This window comes from Nocardioides sp. LHD-245 (genome assembly GCF_030929495.1).
Taxonomy (GTDB): domain Bacteria; phylum Actinomycetota; class Actinomycetes; order Propionibacteriales; family Nocardioidaceae; genus Nocardioides.
The window spans coordinates 32,531-47,925 of the sequence record NZ_JAVFWN010000023.1; the positions used below are offsets into that span (position 1 = coordinate 32,531).

Consider the following 15,395-nt stretch of genomic DNA (forward strand, 5'->3'; position numbering starts at 1 on the left):
AGCCGGTCATCCGGTGCGTCAGTCGAGCGAGATCGTGTTGTAGCGGAGCAGCCCGTCGCCCGGGACCACCACACCGCTCACGTTCTCTCGCACCGCCAGCTCGTAGTTCGGCTGGACGAGCGGGATGATCGGGACGTCCTTGGCGAGCTCGCCCTGCAGCTGGAGCCAGAGCTCCTCGCGCTGCGCCTTGTCGGTGATCGTGCTCGCCTCCTTCACCAGGGCGTCGACCGTCGCGTTGGAGTAGTTGGAGTTGTTGAGGTAGCCGCCGGTGACGAGCTGGTTGTTGGCGAGGTACTCCACGTCGCTGACCCAGTCCTGACCGCGCGCGACCTGGGCGTCGAGGTCCTTGGCCTCACGGTGCTCGCCCATCGCCGCGGGGTCGAGGGGCAGCGGGGTGACGGTGATCCCGACGTCCGCGAGCGCGTCCTGGATGATGACGGCGATCTGCTTGGCCGCGCTGTCCTCCGCGGGGAAGGCGAGGTCGAAGGCGACGTTCGACTCCCCGGACTGGGCCACGAGCTGCTTCGCCTTGTCGACGTCCTGCTCGTAGGGGAACCCGGTCTCGCTGTAGCCCGGCATGTCGATCGGGACGAAGCTCTTCGGCCGACGCCCCTCACCGCCGTAGACGGTGTCGATGATCTGGTCGTACGGCAGGGCGTAGGCGAAGGCCTGGCGCAGGGTGGGGTCCGCGAACGGACCGGAGGCCGTGTTGAGCGGGAGGTAGACCATCTCGCTGCTCGGCGCGGAGACGATCTTGACGCCGTCGGCCCCCTCGAGGTCGTCGATCTCCGAGGAGGACAGCCCCTCGGCGATGTCGATGTCGCCCGCCTCGAGCATCGCTGCGGCCGCCGCCGTGTTGGAGGCGACGGTGATGTGGACCTCGTCGACGATCGGGGCGTTGTCACCCAGGTAGTCCGGGTTCTTCTTCAGCACGATCTCCTGGCCCGGCGTCGCCGACTCGACGGTGAAGTAGCCGCCATCGCTCGGGTTCTTCGCCGTCCAGTCCTGGGCCCACGGGTCGTCGCCGGTCGCGTGCTTCTGCAGCTCCTTCGAGTTGTAGACGAAGAGACTGATCGCCTGGATCTGCGCGGACAGCGCACTCGGCACCGACTGGTGGAAGACGACGGTCTTCTCGTCGACGACCTCGACCTGGTCGGGCTCGGTGAGGCCGATGAGCTGGTAGACGCCGGCGACGTTCGCGTTCGCGGCGAATGCCCGGTCCTTGGACCACTTCACGTCCTCGGCGGTGATCGGGTCGCCATTCGGGAACGTCGCGTCGTCCTTGATCTTCAGCGTCCAGTTCTGACCGTCCGGGGAGTCGAACGACTCGGCGTACGTGGGCACGATGGTCTCGACGTCGAGGATCTCGCCGCCATCGACCGACTTGGTCCCGTAGTCGACCAGGTAGGGATAGATGTTCTTGTACAGCTCGAGCGCCACCAGGTCGAAGGCGACGAAGTCCTGGTCCCAGCTGCTCGGGTAGGCGGTGACGGCGATGCGCAGCTCGGTGTTGGACTCCCCGTCGGAGTCGTCGTTCGAGCCGGATGCGCAACCGGCGAATGCGAGCGATGCGACGAACAGAGCGGCGCAGATCGTGGTCAGCCGGCGATGGCCGGGTCGAGGTGTAGCTGTCACTGTTCCTCCAGGTGGCGATCTCCGCAGGAGCGGGGTCGGGGCGGCCCGAGCTTGAACGTGAAGACTGTTCTACCTCACTAAACACTCCGCTCGCTACTGCGAAACAGGAGTGTTTCCTGGAAGCAACACATCCGAGCTCGAGGCCGCCCTTGCCCGGCGGCTGGGGGCCCTCGACGAGCCAGCCGAAGAGATCGTGCCGATGAGCGGCGCTCAACGCGTGCGACGCAAGGCGCAGTCGCCGGGCGTGCGGCCGCACGCCGAGCGGCTGCCATGCCGCCCGCGTGCTCTCGGTAGGTCTGATGCCGCCTAGTAGTGCCGCGGCGTGACGACTGATACGACGACAGCCGTCTCGGTGCCGTCGTTGCGGATCGAGTGAAGCGTGCTCGAGCGCATGTAGAAGCTGTCGCCCGGGCCGAGGTGGTACTCGTCGTCGCCAACGCGGTAGACGAGCTCGCCGCGCAGCACGTAGGAGAACTCCTCTCCCGGGTGCGCCGAGGGCTCTTCGGCACGCCCACCCGGCTCGATGTAGACCAGCATCGGCTCCAGAACCAGTCCGGGTACGCGCGCGGAGAGCATCTCGTAGTGCCAGCCAGACGATGCGACACGGCGGGTGCGGTCGACCGAGCGGGTGAGCGTGAAGATCGGCGAGTCGTCGAACGGCTCTGGAGTCTCGTCATCCCCGAAGAACTCCGACATGCTCTGGCCGAGTGCCGCCGCGACATTGTGAAGGGTCGACAGCGCGATCGAGCTCTGCCCGTTCTCGACCTGCGAGAGGAAGCCGACCGACAGGCCGGTGAGCGAGGCGAGCTTGCGCAGCGACAGTCCGGCGGCCTCCCGCAGCGCGCGGATCCGCGGCCCGACGGCGAGCTCGTCCTGGTCGCCCGGTCGCTCGGGCATGGACGAGCCACCACCGCCGGGGATCGTCGGCGCCCTCACGCCGAGGCCGTACGAGCGAGCAGCGCGGTGTATCGCGCGAGGTTCTCGACGGGGTCGAGCACCGGGACGGCTTCGCGGGTCGCGTCGATGCCGGCTCCGACCGCATCCTGTGCGATCCGGCGATCCCGTTCGACCTGAGTGTCGATGCCGATGGGGTCGATGAGCAGAATCCGGGGCATGTCACCTCTTGCCGGTCGCAGTGTTCGCTCATACTAAACGACGTTCGCCGGATTCGTGCGCGCTCCCCGTGTTTCCGTCGACACAGTCACGGCTCTCGACGAAACCGCGGGCGGGTGGCGGCCGACGAGACCCCATCCTGCGGAAATCCCCACGGGGGCGCGCCTGCTCCGCACAATGATGAGGTGACGGCGCATCCGGGGGGCCGTCGGGATCGGCGGCCCGCCCAGGCCCGCTCCCGGCGGCGGGTTCGCCACGGCGGGCAGGCTCGTCCTCACTCGTCGTGGTGGTGGAGCGCGGCCGTCACCGGCCTGCTGCTGCACCCGTACCTGGTGGTCGCGCTCCTCGGTGACGGCGGGGACGCCCGGCTGGCGCTCGCCGGCCGGTCCAGCATCCTCCTGGCCGACCTGCTGGTGCTCGGCGCCGGAATCGCCCTGGCCGTCGACGCCCGCCTCACCCAGGACCCGCTCCGCGGCAGTATGGCGATCGCCGCCACCCTGGTTGCCGTCCAGGACGCTCCCCTGGTGGTGCTGGCGACGGTCGACCCGGCCCTGAGCAGCCACTCCTACCGCCTGACCACGGGCCATCTGACGACGGTGCTCGTCGTGCTGGCCGTGCTCCACCGGGGGCGTCGCACGGTGACCGCACCGCAGCGGCCGATCGCCGGCGGCGTGCTGCTCGGCCTCGGCGCGCTCGGCATGACCCTGGGTCTGCACGCCCTGTCGGCGGCGCTGGAGCACGGCTCGGGATTCCTCAGCACCGGCGAGCCGTTCGACGTGGCCCTGATGATCCTCGTCGGCGTCGTCCTGGCCGTGATCGGGCTCCAGCTGCGTCACTCGCCGCTGCCGGCCTGGGCCTCCACCCGGATCGGCGTCGGGATCCTGGCGATCTTCGCCGCCCGGCTGTGGGCGACGCTGACCGCGGCGGCCTCGCCGCCTCCGCTCGCCGTCGCCGGCGTCGCGGTGTTCAGCGCGCTGACGGCGACCACGGCCGCCGCGCTGCTCCGGCTCTCCCTCGAGCAGACCAGTGACCGCGTCGCCCGCTATGCGCGGATCGCCGCCGAGGCCCAGGCGGAGGTCAAGCAGGACCGCGAGGTGGCGCACGACATGCGGTCGACGGCCGCCGGCATCGCCGCGGCCGCCCGGCTCCTCGCCAGCGGACAGGTACCGCCGGGACCCCGGCGCGACGCCCTCGAGGAGATGGTCGACAGCGAGACCGCCCGGCTGGGGCGGACCGTCGCCGCCCGGCCCGGGCCGCTCGCCGTCGTCGCGGTGGACGCCGTCGTGTCGCCGCTCGTCCTCGCCCAGGAGGCCCTCGGCCACCGGGTGGCCTGGACCCCCGGCGGGCACCGGGTCCTCGCCCGCAGGGATGCGCTGGTCGAGGTGCTCGTCACCCTCGTCACGAACGCCGCCGACCACGCCGGCGGTCAGGGCACGACCGTCCTCTCGGCGGCGATCGGCGACCGCGTGATCATCGTCGTCTCCGACGACGGTCCGGGCATCGACCCCGACATCCGCGCCAGCCTGTTCCAGTGGGGCGCCCACCGCAGCCGGTCGACGGGTCAGGGCATCGGGCTGCACCGCGCCCACCGGCTGATCCTCGAACAGGGCGGGACCCTGGATCTGGTCGACGACGCCGGGGCGGCCCGGGGGACCGTCTTCGTGATCACCCTGCCCCGGGCGCCCTCCCCCGCGGCGGACGGCGGCTGACCCGCGACCGACCACGACAACCAACGACGACCCACGACCGGACGGCGACCGGTCAGCGGCGGGCGCGCGGGAACACCTCCAACGAGCGCCGGTAGAGCGCGACGGCCGCGAGCTGCGAGTCCACGTCCAGCTTGCGGCGCAGCGACTTCACCTGGCTGCGCACCGTCGCCTCGGCCACGCCCGACGCATCGGCGATCCGGCGCACCGACATGCCGTCGTACAAGGAGCCGAGGATCTCGTACTCCCGGTGGGTGAGCAGCTCCATGCGCCGGATCAGCTCTCGTTGCTCCTCGGCGACGCTCTCCCACGCGGCCAGGGCGCGCTCGCGCAGCGCGGCGGGGGTCGGCGACCTGCCGGCCATCGTGTCGCGGAGGGCCTTCTCGAGGCTGGCCGTGGTCGTCGTGGTCGGCAGCACGCCCAGCGCACCCGCGCCGAGCACGGTCCCCCAGCGCGGCCCGAACTCGCTGTCGGTGAGCACCAGCCACCGGATCGGTCCCCGAGCGACGAGCAGCTCGACGTCGTGCAGGAGATCGGGAGTGCGCAGGTCGCACAGGATCACGCCGACCGACGCGCCGCTGCGGGCGAGAGCCCGACGGAACGACAGCCGACCGCCGCGTTCGGGCCAGTCGAACAGCACCGGTGCCAGGCCCCGGCCGCGGAGCGCCGCCGCGATCGCCTGGCCGACCAGCCGACGCTCGGCGACCAGCGCGATCCGCCTGACCGGCTCCTCAGCGGACATCGACGACGACACGGTCGATCGTTCCGTGGAACTGGTCGGCGGAGTCGCCGGCGATCCCGCCGCGGGCGGTCACCTTGGCGCCGATCGACAGCGGGACGTGCGCGAAGGCGATCTCCCCGGGATCGCCGGCGGCCGTCCACTCCTGCGGCGCGGCCGGGTCCTCGAGATCCAGCAGCCGCAGGTGCACGGCGCCTGCGGACCGGGTGCAGGTCAGGCGGTACCACCGGTCGGGGGTGACCGGCTGATCGCCGGCCACCACGATCTCGCCCAGGGTGCCGGCGAGGCGGCACGAGGGGACACCGTGGTCGAGCTGTATCTTCAGCTGGGTGGCGTCACCGAACCGGCCACGCTGGACGAGGTTGTCGCCGTCGTCCCCGGGCCGGCCCGCCGTGGCCGGGTCGGCGCGGAAGTCCACGCCCACCACGAGGTCGCGCGTCCCGGGGTCCAGCGGATCGGGGACGGTGGGATCGGTCCGGACCACGATCGCCGCGGCCGGGACGGGGCCCTCTGCCGCGTAGGCCGGCGTCCGTACGGCCGCGCCGCCACCCCGGCCGGGTGTCCAGGTGAGCCGGCCGCCGCCCTGGGTGACCACGGTGATGTCGACCGGGGCGGTGCCGTCGTTGACGGCCCCCGGGACCAGGTCGCCCGGGACGACCACCTGGTCGAAGCCTAGGCCGAGGTCGACGCCCCGCAGGCCGCGTGCCGGGTCGTGGGGCCGGGCCGGCACGGCCCCGTCGCTCACCCCGCACCCACCGGCCACGCCGAGCGCGAGCAGGACCAGGGCGACGCTCCGCGCCGGCACGGCTCAGCCGCCCCGTCCGGTCGCGGGGCCGACGAAGACGGTGCCCGGCCCCCACCGGACCCCGTCCACCCGCCGGCCGCCGACGTCGGCCACGGCGCCCGAGGGCACCGCCGCCGACGCCGTCCGGGTCCAGCCGGTGCGGCGCAGGCGACCGGTGGAGGTGGTCCAGTACAGCCGCTTCCCGGCCACGAACATCGCCCGCACGCGGCGCGGGTCGAAGCCGCCGCCCCGTCGCGACGCCACCAACCGCACCGCCCCCACGATGCCGCTCTCGGGGTTGAAGTAGCGATAGTGCAGGACACGCGACCCGGCCAGCGTGAAGTAGAGCCGGCCCCGGTCGTAGAACAGCCCGGTCAGCGTCCTCAGCTCGGCCCGCCAGGCGTCCAGCGGGACCACGGCGTCCGCTCCGTCGACCGGCACCGCCGGTCCGTACGAGGCGCCGTCGAAGGCACGCCGCGTGAAGGTCCCGTCGCGACCCGCGACGTAGAGCTGCCCGCCCAGCAGGAAGGCGCCCGCCGCCGTGGTCCAGTCCGGGCCCCCCGCACCGGCCGGCACCGCCGACGGCGGCCCGGCGCGCGCCCCGCGATGGGTACGACGGGTCAGGTCGCCGCCCTGCGCGAGGTAGATCGTCGAGGCCCGCTGCGGCGTCGCGAGTGCCGGGTACGACGCGCCGCCCGCGGGCAGCAGGGCGATCCGGGAGCGCACCTGGTCGTGGCCGATCCGGTCGGTGTCGGAGCCGACCCACAGGCCCACCTCCGTGGCGAGCAGGTCCCCGACGCCGATTCCCTTGCTGCGACCGGGGTTCCAGGTGAACGGGAGGCCGTTGACCGGACTGAGCGCGGCGATGCCCTCCCGGGCGACGGCGCCCGGGCCCGGCGTGTTCGACCCGAGGGGGTTGTTGAACCAGCGGTGGTGGCCGCCGACGTACACCGCCGACGACGTGACCTCGACGGCCTGGACCGTGTCGCCCCCGGTCGACGCGATCCAGGACGGCTTCACCCAGCGGTCGCTGCCGCGGGTCTCGAACCGAGCGACGCTGTCGCACGGGGAGGACGGACCGCGGGGGCCGCCGGAGGTCACGACGACGAAGGAGGCCCCGTCCGGCGCGAAGTCCACGTCGCGCACGTAGCTGTAGTACATGGCGTCGCAGTCGGCGGCGTAGAAGCGGGTGCGGAAGCGCGCCAGCGCGGCGCGGTGCCGGGAGAGGTCGAGCACCGCGAGCTGGTGCCGCGGTTCGCCCTGCACGGACCGGAAGTTGCCGATCGCGACGAGTCGACGGCCGTTGGGGCTGAGATCGATCTTCGCCACCGTCGTGCGCCCCAGGCCGCGCCGGGCGCGGCCGGCGACCTTCACGTCGACGCCGTGGGCGGCGCCGGTGCGCGCCGCGAGCACGGCGAGCGCCCGCAGCCGTTGGCCGCCGATCCGGGAGAACGAGCCGGCGACCCACAGTCGGCTCCGCTGGAGCCGGAGGTCGCGGACGGGGCCGTCGACCCGGCCGGCGTCGAAGCCCGCCACGACCGATCCGTCGGCCAGGGCGACCTGCGCGATCCGCGGGCGCGGCTGGCCGGCGACGCTGCTGAACTCGCCCCCGACGTACACGGTGCCGGCGCGGCCGGCCACCACCACGTCGACCACGCCGTCCGGGTCGGGGTGGAAGGCCGGGTCGATCCGGCCGGTCGCGGCGTCGAACGCGAGCAGACCGCGACGGACGACCTCCGACGTGCTCCCGTCGTCGCGGGCCCGCGTGAAGGTGCCGCCGAGGACGATCGTCCCGCCGACCTGAGCGAGCGAGAGCACCTCCCCGTCGAGCACGTGTGGCGTGCCCGGGGCCGGGTCCTCGCCGACGAGACCGCCGCCCGTCTCGGTCGTCGCGGTGGCCGGAGCCACGAGGGTCGACGACCAGGCGACGGCCAGGCAGCACAGGAGTGCGGCGGCAGCAGTCCTGCGCATGGCGCCTCCCTCCCCGCCGGCCGATCACCGGGGTCCAGGCGACACTAGGACGGTCGTGCGGGGCCCGCGCCCCGCGCGGCGTTAGTCCCCCAAAATTGGTGAGCCGCGACCCGCTGGGCACAGGGTCTCCTAGGGAGATGACGTCCGCCACGCCACCGGGGGACCGGCCCGGGCTGGGCGGTCCCGGGAGCCTCGGCGCCGTCGCGAGCGGCGCCTCGCGCAGCCGGCGGGGAGACGCCGGGCGCGGTCTCGTCGCCGAGCGGTGCTTCGTCATCGGCATCGCCGGCCTGCCGGTGTGGTGGCTCCTGGGCGTCGCCTCCCTCGTGCCGCTGGCCCTGATCGTCCCGCTCTGCTGGGACCTGCGCTCACGGCGCCGGGTGTCCCTGCCGCCCCACGCCGGCTGGTGGCTGCTGTTCCTGCTGTGGGTCCTGCTCGGTCTCGGCACACTGTGGGCGGCCGCCCCGGACGCCGTGGACGACGGCGGCACCGGACGGCTCCTCGTCTTCGGCTACCGGTTCGCGTGGTACCTCTCCTGCACGGTGCTGCTGGTCTGGATCGGGAACACCCCGGCCCACCGGCTGCCCGACCGGCTGGTGCACCGGATCCTGGCGTGGGTGTTCGTCGTGGCCGTCCTCGGCGGCCTCCTCGGCCTGCTCGTGCCCGACCTGGCGATCACCACGCTCGCCGAGCGTGTGCTGCCCGGCGGGCTGCGCGGCAACGGCTTCGTCAACACGCTCGTGTCGGCCGAGACCGCCGACGTCCAGAAGGTGCTCGGCGACCCGGAGCCCCGGCCCAAGGCGCCCTTCCCCTTCACCAACACCTGGGGCAGCGTGATCTCGCTGACCCTGGTCTACTTCGTCGCGGTCGTCGTCACGAGCCGGTCCCGCGCACGCTGGCTGGCGGCGCCCGTCCTCGTCGCCGCGGCCGTGCCGATCGTGCTCAGCCTCAACCGCGGCCTGTGGCTCGCCCTCGGCGTCGGGGCGCTCGGACTCCTGGTGCTGCTGACGCTGCGCCGGCACCACTCCGCGCTCGCCGCGCTGGTGGCCGTGGTGGTCCTCGGCGGCATCGCGGTCACCTCCAGCTCCCTCGGCGACACGGTCTCGTCCCGCCTCGACAACCCGCACAGCAACGAGCGCCGCTCCCAGCTCCTGGTGACCACGGTCGACTCGATGACCCGCGGCTCGCCCGTCGTCGGCTTCGGCAGCACCCGCGACGTCGCGGGCACCTTCACCTCGATCGCCGGCGGTGCCACGCCGAGCTGCCCCGCGTGCGGCGTACCACCGCTCGGGACCCAGGGGCAGCTGTGGTTGGTCCTCTTCTCGCAGGGCTGGATCGGGACGCTGTTCTTCCTGACCTTCTTCGTCCTGGCGCTGCGCCGGACCTGGCGATGTCGGACCCTGAACCAGACGGTCGCGACCTTCGTGCTCGTGATCTTCCTGCTCCAGCTGACGGTCTACGACACCCTCGGACTGCCGACGATGATCGTGATGGCGGCGGTGGCACTCGCCTGGCGCGAGGAGCGGTCCGGTACGACGCTGCGCCGTCCGTCGGGCCGCGCGGTGGCGATCGCGGCCGCCGCCGGGGTCCTCGGTGCCGCGGTCGGTGTCGGCGCGAGCCGGGGCGAGGAGCGCCACGTCGCGAGCACCGTCACCGTCGCCCTGACCCCGTCACCCACCTATCTCGACGTCGGCGACGTCGCGCGGGAGGCCGACAGCGGGACCCTGGTCCGGCCACCCGATCCCGCGACGATCGACACCGAGGCGGCGCTGCTGCGCTCCGAGAGCGCGATGGAGCGCGCCGGGCAGCGGGTCGGGCTCGCACCGGCCGTCCTCCGCTCGGACATCGGGGTGGCCGCGCCACCCCTGTCGACCGTCCTCGACGTCACGGTGACCACGACCCGCCGGACCGACACCGCCGCGGCGGCGCTCGCCGTGGCCGAGGAGTACCTCGCCGAGCGCTCCCGGTTCCTCGAGACGCGGCGGACCGATCTCGTCGCGCGACTCGGGGAGCGGCTGGCCGCGGTGGACCCGGCCGACCCGGCCTGGGCGGCGACCCGCACCTACCTGCGCGCGGCGATCGACCACCTCACCACCCACCGCCCCGAGGTGGGCAACGTGATCCGGGTCGGTCGCCCGCGGGTCGTCGGTGACCAGCGCGGGGTCCCGCTCACCAGCGGCCTGGCCGTCGGTGGCCTGGCCGGGCTCGCGCTGGTCCGTATCCGCCCGCCGCGACGGGAGCGGTGGCGGCCGTGGCAGCGGTGGCGGCGATGACCCCCCGGCCCCGCGACGTGTGGACCCGGTTGGTCATCGACCCGCCGGCGAACCCGCTCGCGCGCGTCCTCGCCCCGCGCTCCGTCGTCACGCCGAACCGGGTGACCGCACTCGCGGGTGCCCTCGGCGTCGCGGCCGCCGCCTGCCTGGCCGCGGGCCGGCTGCGACTCGGCGGCCTGCTCTTCCTGCTCCGCTTCTTCGCCGACTGCCTGGACGGCAAGATCGCCCGGCTGCAGGGCTCCAGCTCCGCGCGCGGCGCCCTGCTCGACGTCGGGACCGACGTCGTGTGCGTCACGGCGGCCTACGCGGGGCTCGCCTGGTGGGCCGTCCGCACCGATCGCGTCGACGCCTCGGTCGCCGTGGGACTGCTGGCCGCCCTCGGCACCTACGGCTGGGCCCTGGCCCACCGCAAGCACCTCGCCGCCTCGGCCGGCCGCGGCGAGGGCGGGTCCGACCTGCTCGAACGGACCGATCTGCCCCTGTTGGACCCGTGGCTGCGGATCTGCCGGCGGCTCGGGATGAGTCCCGTGCCGTGGGCGGTCGAGGCCGAGACGCTCGTGCTGGGGCTGCTCCCCCTCGCCGGACCGCGGCCCGCGGTGGCCGGCCTGCTGGTGGGACTCGCCTTCTACCTGGTGGCCACCGTCGTCAACCTGCGCCGGAGCTGGCGGATCGCGGCAGCCCTCGACGTCGTACGCGCCCGGGAGCCGGGCGGGAAGGGGGCGTCATGAGCCGTCACCTCGGGCTGCCGGACGTCGACGTCGTGATCGCGACCCACGACCGGCCGGGCCTGGTCCGGGAGGCGATCGCGGCCGTCGTCGGCCAGGAGTACGCCGGCCGGGTCCGGTGCATCGTCGTCTTCGACCGCTCGGCGCCCGACGCCCGCCTGGTCCGGGCCGACAACGGGGACGGCCGGGCCGTCGACGTGATCGAGAACCACCGCAGCCCCGGTCTCGCCGGCGCCCGCAACAGCGGAGTGCTGCGGGGCCAGGGCGACCTCGTCGCCTTCTGCGACGACGACGACGTCTGGCTCCCCGGCAAGCTCGACCGCCAGGTCCGGGCCCTCCTCGACGGCGGTCCGCCGACCTGCGTGACCGGGATCGAGGTCGACTACGCCGGCACCACGACCGTGCGGATCCCGGAGCCGGCCGACCTCGAGCTGCGCAACCTCGTGCGTCGCCGGGTGATGGAGGCGCACCCCTCGACGGTCGTCGTACGGCGGCCCGAGCTGCTCTCCACGATCGGGCTGGTCGACGAGGACATCCCCGGCAGCTACGGCGAGGACTTCGACTGGATGATCCGCGCGGCCGGGGCCGGCGGCTTCCACGTCGTGCCCGCGCCACTGGTCCGGGTCCGCTGGGGCGGCTCGCAGTTCTCCCGCCAGTGGGCGACCATCGCGGCCGCCATCGACTACGGCCTCGCCAAGCACCCCGCCTTCCGCGCGGACCGCCGCGCCCACGCCCGCCTCCTCGGCCGCAAGGCGTTCGCCCTCGCCGCCCTCGGCGACCGGACCGCCCTCCGCTGCGCCGCCCGCACCCTGCGCGCCTCTCCCCGGGAGCCGCGCGCCTATCTCGCCGCGCTGGTCGCCCTGCACGTGGTCCGGGCCGAGCGGCTGCTGGACCTGGCGCACCGGCGCGGCCGCGGGATCTGAGTCTCGCCGCCCAGCCGGCGGCCCGGCGTCCTGCCTCCGGCTATCCTGTCATCATGGTTGACCCGGTCCTGGTCGAGAAGGCGATGAGCCTCTCCGTCGAGGAGCGTCTGGAGCTCATCGGCCGGGTGTGGGACAGCATCGACCACGCGGCCCGCCCCGTCTCTCCCTCGGTCGCCGCCCTCGTCGAGGAACGCGTCGCCGACGCGACGGCGAACCCGTTGACCGGCCGGCCCTGGGACGAGGTTCGTCACCGCCTCCGCGAGCGTCGCGGTCGGTGACCTACACGGTCCAGGTGCGGCCGGCGGCCGAGCGGGACATCGAGCGCGCCGAAGACTGGTACGCGATCGAGGCGCCCGATCATGTCGAGCTCTTCGAGAAGGAACTCGACCATGCCATCAACCGTGCCGTCACCCATCCGCTGCTCCCGCCGGCGCTCGTCGCCGGTGCCCGTCGGGTGCATCTGGCGATCTATCCCTACGAGATCTGGTACCTGGTGCACGAGCATCTGAGGATCATCGAGGTCGCGGCCCTCGTGCACGACCGCCAGAACCTGGACAGCGTCGTGGCCCGACTCTGATCGTCGACCATCGAAGCTCGCGGACCACCGGTCGTCACGGGTGGTCGTAACACCCTCGCAGCACCGCAAACGGTTCCCCTCCCCCTTCGTCTCTCCCCCATTTGGGGGACGGGATTCGCTCCGACTCCTCGCTCCGGGTCCAATCGAGCCGATCGAGGAATGACACGACAAGGCCGTGCGCAGGCTCCCCACGGCCATATTCGGGAAGGTGGCGTCATGCAGAACGCCCACAGACGTTGGACGTGGCTGGCCGTGGTGCTGGCGACGGTGATGATCGGGACCATGGCGGCGACCACGCCGGCCCAGTCCCGGTCGGCGGCACGGGAGAGCCTGCCCGCGGGAGACTTCGAGACCCACCTGGACGGCTTCGCCGGGGTGGACGGGAGCAGGGTCGCGCTGTCGCGCGACGGCGCGGGTCGCAACGACAGCCGCGCCATGGTCGTGCGCACGCCGCGCGCCGGGCGGGCGACCACGGTCAGCAAGCACCGGTTCGCCGGGGCGCACGCCGCCGGGACGGCGTACGTCGTCCGGGTGTGGGTGCGGGCCGCGGGCGCGCGTCAGGTGGCGCTCCGGGTGCGCGAGATCGCGCGGGGCAAGCCGGTCCAGGCCCGCACCGCACGGGTCACCGCCAAGGCCGGCTCCTGGACCCGGCTCAAGGTGCGGGTCACGACGAAGAAGCGCGACTCGGCGTTGAAGCTGCGCATCCGCGCCCCGCACGTGCCGGCCGGCACGAAGGTGCTCGTCGACGACCTGAGCCTGGCCCCGAAGGGTGACGCCGGCACGTCCGAGGGCACGGCGGGGATGCTGACCAACGGCTGCGGGCGCACGGCCCGCGGGATCCCCTCGTGCGGCACCTACGTCGGCGCCGCGCACGGCTCGAACACGGACCCGAGCACCCTGGAGCAGCAGCTCGGGGACCGCCTGGCCCTGCGCCGTACCTACTTCAACTCGACGGGCGTCGCGGCTGCGGTGCGCACCGCGCAGGCGGACCTGGCAGCCGGCCGGCTGCCGTGGGTGAGCTTCAAGCTGCCCTACTCGTGGACCGAGATGGCCGACGGCAAGGGCGACGCGTGGGCGACCGACCTCGCCCAGCGCCTGGCCGCGGTCGGCGGCCCGGTGTGGGTCGCCTTCCACCACGAGCCCGAGGGCGACGGCGACATCCAGGAGTGGCGCCGAATGCAGGAGCACCTCGCTCCGCTGGTCCGCGCCGCCGCGCCCAACGTGGCGTTCACCGTCGTGATGACCGGCTGGAACCAGTTCTACGGCGACGCGCAGTACCGCCTGGCCGAGATCTGGCCACGCGGTGTCAAGGTCGACGTGGCCGGCTTCGACATCTACCAGCAGTACGGCGTGACCAAGTCCGGCAGCACGACGAGCAAGTGGACCGACTTCGAGCAGTACTACCGGGCGATCTCGACCTGGTCCCGCAGCGTCGGCGTCGACTGGGCGCTCGGCGAGACCGGGGTGACCGACGTGGCCGCCGAGGCGCGCCCCACGGCGATCGCCGACGCGGTCCAGCTGATGGAGAACTACGGCGGCATCGCCTACAGCTACTTCGACAGCGCGCTCAACAGCGTGGCTCCGTGGACGCTGGGCACCCCGGCGAAGCGCGCCGACTTCGCCCACGCCCTCGCCGGGTCACCGTCGCTGAAGTAGCGCCAGCACCCGGGCGATCGCTTGTAACTAAGGGTTACAGCACGAATTCAGGTGCAACAGCACCCGGGTAGTAGCAACAGCGCCCGGGTAGTCGAGGGCACCTGGCCGACGTCCTAGACGTCGGCCAGGTGCTCCAGCGCGACCAGCGTCTGCATCGCCCGGGAGGAGATGTGCTCGCCGCCCGGGACGTCGACGAGCCGGAGATAGCGGGTCAGGATCGCCACCAGGTAGAGCAGGCTCTGCACGTGCGGCTCGCCGCCGAGGCTCCGGTCCCGGTACGACGCCAGCGCGAGCGCCCGCAGCACCCCCTCCGCCGACGCCGGAGCTCCCGAGTTGAGCGCGTTGACGACGTAGTGCAGGGCGTCGAGGCCGCGCGGGACACCGGTCTCGAAGCGCTCCCAGTCCCACAGCAGCACCCGATCGCCCGCGGGAGCCATGTTCCACGGCGTCCAGTCGCCGTGCCAGGCACCCCAGCGGAGCTCACGGTGGCCGGCGATCGCGGCGACCCGCTCCAACGCCCGGCCGAACCGGCTGCGCGACACCGGGTCCGGCAGCGTGCCGGTGGCCTGCCACTGGCGGCTCCACCACGCGGCCGAGGTGAGCTCGCCGTCGGCCGACGCGAACCGGGCGGCGAGCTCGTCCATCGCGGCCGTGGGCGGCGTCCACGCGCTCCGGTGCCGCCGCCAGGGCGAGGGCTCCAGGGGGCTGACCACCAGGACCGGCCGCCCCTGCCAGGAGGTCCGGGCGAGGAGCTCCGGCGGGATGACGTACCGGTAGGGCCGGGCCGTCACGGCGGCGAGCGCCCGGCCCTCCGCCGTCACGTCGGCGCAGGTGTTGCCGGACCAGCCGACCTTGACGAACGCCTGACAGCGTCCCTCGGCGTCGAACACCTGGAGCACCGGCTTCCTGTTCACCCGGGCCGTGCCGATGGTGATGCTGAAGCTGACCGGGGTGCCGAGGACCTCGGAGAGATGCTCGGCGAGACCGTCGGCGCCGCCACGGACCTCGACCCGGTGCCGCAACAGCCCGGGGACCGCACGGACCATCGCCCCCGCCGCGACCCGCGCCGTCGTGTCCCACCACGTCGAGGCGGTGCTGATCCGCCGCAGGGAGGCGCCGGCGGCGACCGGCGACTCGACCGGCACCAGCACGACCGGGCTGCTGCCGCGGCTGATCACGGCGTACCTGGCGCGCACGGGCCGACCGTCCTGGGCGGTGTCGGCCGGGACCAGGTCCGCGCCGGGCCACAGCTCGGCCGCCGCGTCGAGGAGATCGGTGGATCCCACGGGCGGGCCC

General features: G+C 73.4%; 14 protein-coding genes. 7 read left to right on the forward strand and 7 right to left on the reverse strand.

All coding sequences use genetic code 11. The annotated features are described in order from the left end of the window. Window positions 1-18: 18 nt before the first annotated feature. The 3 genes from RB608_RS26470 to RB608_RS26480 form a co-directional block, all read right to left on the reverse strand. Window positions 19-1,635: an ABC transporter substrate-binding protein gene (locus RB608_RS26470; protein WP_308091091.1), complete on the reverse strand. Its 1,617-nt coding sequence runs from the start codon at window positions 1,633-1,635 to the stop codon at window positions 19-21. Between the two features lie 306 nt (window positions 1,636-1,941). Then, the gene (locus tag RB608_RS26475) at window positions 1,942-2,532 is read right to left on the reverse strand and encodes a cupin domain-containing protein (protein WP_308091092.1); all 591 of its coding nucleotides are present in this window, start codon (window positions 2,530-2,532) and stop codon (window positions 1,942-1,944) included. Between the two features lie 35 nt (window positions 2,533-2,567). Further along, window positions 2,568-2,750, reverse strand: a complete 183-nt coding sequence (locus RB608_RS26480; RefSeq protein WP_308091093.1) for a hypothetical protein — start codon at window positions 2,748-2,750, stop codon at window positions 2,568-2,570. Window positions 2,751-2,933: 183 nt separating this feature from the next. Between RB608_RS26480 and RB608_RS26485 the strand changes: the two genes are divergently transcribed. Next, window positions 2,934-4,457: an ATP-binding protein gene (locus RB608_RS26485; RefSeq protein ID WP_308091094.1), complete on the forward strand. Its 1,524-nt coding sequence runs from the start codon at window positions 2,934-2,936 to the stop codon at window positions 4,455-4,457. A 52-nt stretch (window positions 4,458-4,509) separates the two neighbouring features. Here RB608_RS26485 and RB608_RS26490 read toward each other — a convergent pair whose 3' ends face one another. Genes RB608_RS26490 through RB608_RS26500 form a run of 3 tightly spaced genes read right to left on the reverse strand, consistent with a single transcriptional unit; the run spans window position 4,510 to window position 7,948 of the window. Beyond that, window positions 4,510-5,196 carry a LuxR C-terminal-related transcriptional regulator gene (locus RB608_RS26490; protein WP_308091095.1) on the reverse strand — a complete coding sequence of 229 codons (687 nt, stop codon included), beginning with the start codon at window positions 5,194-5,196 and terminating at the stop codon, window positions 4,510-4,512. Next, entirely contained in the window at window positions 5,186-5,998 is an 813-nt protein-coding gene (locus RB608_RS26495; RefSeq protein ID WP_308091096.1) for a hypothetical protein, read from the reverse strand. Before RB608_RS26495 ends, RB608_RS26490 begins: the two co-directional genes overlap by 11 nt. A 3-nt stretch (window positions 5,999-6,001) precedes the next feature. Next, window positions 6,002-7,948 carry a hypothetical protein gene (locus tag RB608_RS26500; protein ID WP_308091097.1) on the reverse strand — a complete coding sequence of 649 codons (1,947 nt, stop codon included), beginning with the start codon at window positions 7,946-7,948 and terminating at the stop codon, window positions 6,002-6,004. 137 nt (window positions 7,949-8,085) lie between these two features. Here RB608_RS26500 and RB608_RS26505 point away from each other — a divergent pair, with 137 nt between their 5' ends. The 6 genes from RB608_RS26505 to RB608_RS26530 all read left to right on the forward strand — a co-directional run bounded on the left by RB608_RS26505 (window position 8,086) and on the right by RB608_RS26530 (window position 14,099). Further along, window positions 8,086-10,218 (forward strand): hypothetical protein, encoded by a 2,133-nt coding sequence (locus tag RB608_RS26505; protein WP_308091098.1) that lies wholly within the window; start codon window positions 8,086-8,088, stop codon window positions 10,216-10,218. Next, window positions 10,215-10,946, forward strand: a complete 732-nt coding sequence (locus RB608_RS26510) for a CDP-alcohol phosphatidyltransferase family protein (protein WP_308091099.1) — start codon at window positions 10,215-10,217, stop codon at window positions 10,944-10,946. Before RB608_RS26505 ends, RB608_RS26510 begins: the two co-directional genes overlap by 4 nt. After that, the gene (locus RB608_RS26515; protein WP_308091100.1) at window positions 10,943-11,866 is read left to right on the forward strand and encodes a glycosyltransferase family A protein; all 924 of its coding nucleotides are present in this window, start codon (window positions 10,943-10,945) and stop codon (window positions 11,864-11,866) included. The genes RB608_RS26510 and RB608_RS26515 overlap by 4 nt, the downstream gene beginning before the upstream one ends. A gap of 53 nt (window positions 11,867-11,919) precedes the next feature. Next, window positions 11,920-12,144, forward strand: a complete 225-nt coding sequence (locus tag RB608_RS26520; protein ID WP_308091101.1) for an addiction module protein — start codon at window positions 11,920-11,922, stop codon at window positions 12,142-12,144. Then, complete coding sequence (locus RB608_RS26525) at window positions 12,141-12,443, forward strand: type II toxin-antitoxin system RelE/ParE family toxin (protein ID WP_308091102.1); 303 nt, start codon at window positions 12,141-12,143, stop codon at window positions 12,441-12,443. Before RB608_RS26520 ends, RB608_RS26525 begins: the two co-directional genes overlap by 4 nt. A gap of 216 nt (window positions 12,444-12,659) precedes the next feature. Further along, window positions 12,660-14,099 carry a cellulase family glycosylhydrolase gene (locus tag RB608_RS26530; RefSeq protein ID WP_308091103.1) on the forward strand — a complete coding sequence of 480 codons (1,440 nt, stop codon included), beginning with the start codon at window positions 12,660-12,662 and terminating at the stop codon, window positions 14,097-14,099. Window positions 14,100-14,212: 113 nt separating this feature from the next. Here the strand turns inward: RB608_RS26530 and RB608_RS26535 are convergent, their stop codons facing one another. Beyond that, on the reverse strand, window positions 14,213-15,385 hold the full coding sequence (locus RB608_RS26535; RefSeq protein ID WP_308091104.1) for a hypothetical protein: 1,173 nt from the start codon (window positions 15,383-15,385) through the stop codon (window positions 14,213-14,215). Window positions 15,386-15,395: the final 10 nt, after the last annotated feature.

What these genes read in the sequence shown, in the direction of transcription:
- RB608_RS26510 (WP_308091099.1), top strand. Translation starts at nt 10,215, where the DNA reads ATGACCCCCCGGCCCCGCGACGTGTGGACCCGGTTGGTCATCGACCCG.
- RB608_RS26515 (WP_308091100.1), top strand. Translation starts at nt 10,943, where the DNA reads ATGAGCCGTCACCTCGGGCTGCCGGACGTCGACGTCGTGATCGCGACC.
- RB608_RS26490 (WP_308091095.1), bottom strand. Translation starts at nt 5,196, where the DNA reads ATGTCCGCTGAGGAGCCGGTCAGGCGGATCGCGCTGGTCGCCGAGCGT.
- RB608_RS26505 (WP_308091098.1), top strand. Translation starts at nt 8,086, where the DNA reads ATGACGTCCGCCACGCCACCGGGGGACCGGCCCGGGCTGGGCGGTCCC.
- RB608_RS26500 (WP_308091097.1), bottom strand. Translation starts at nt 7,948, where the DNA reads ATGCGCAGGACTGCTGCCGCCGCACTCCTGTGCTGCCTGGCCGTCGCC.
- RB608_RS26475 (WP_308091092.1), bottom strand. Translation starts at nt 2,532, where the DNA reads ATGCCCGAGCGACCGGGCGACCAGGACGAGCTCGCCGTCGGGCCGCGG.
- RB608_RS26520 (WP_308091101.1), top strand. Translation starts at nt 11,920, where the DNA reads ATGGTTGACCCGGTCCTGGTCGAGAAGGCGATGAGCCTCTCCGTCGAG.
- RB608_RS26480 (WP_308091093.1), bottom strand. Translation starts at nt 2,750, where the DNA reads ATGCCCCGGATTCTGCTCATCGACCCCATCGGCATCGACACTCAGGTC.
- RB608_RS26530 (WP_308091103.1), top strand. Translation starts at nt 12,660, where the DNA reads ATGCAGAACGCCCACAGACGTTGGACGTGGCTGGCCGTGGTGCTGGCG.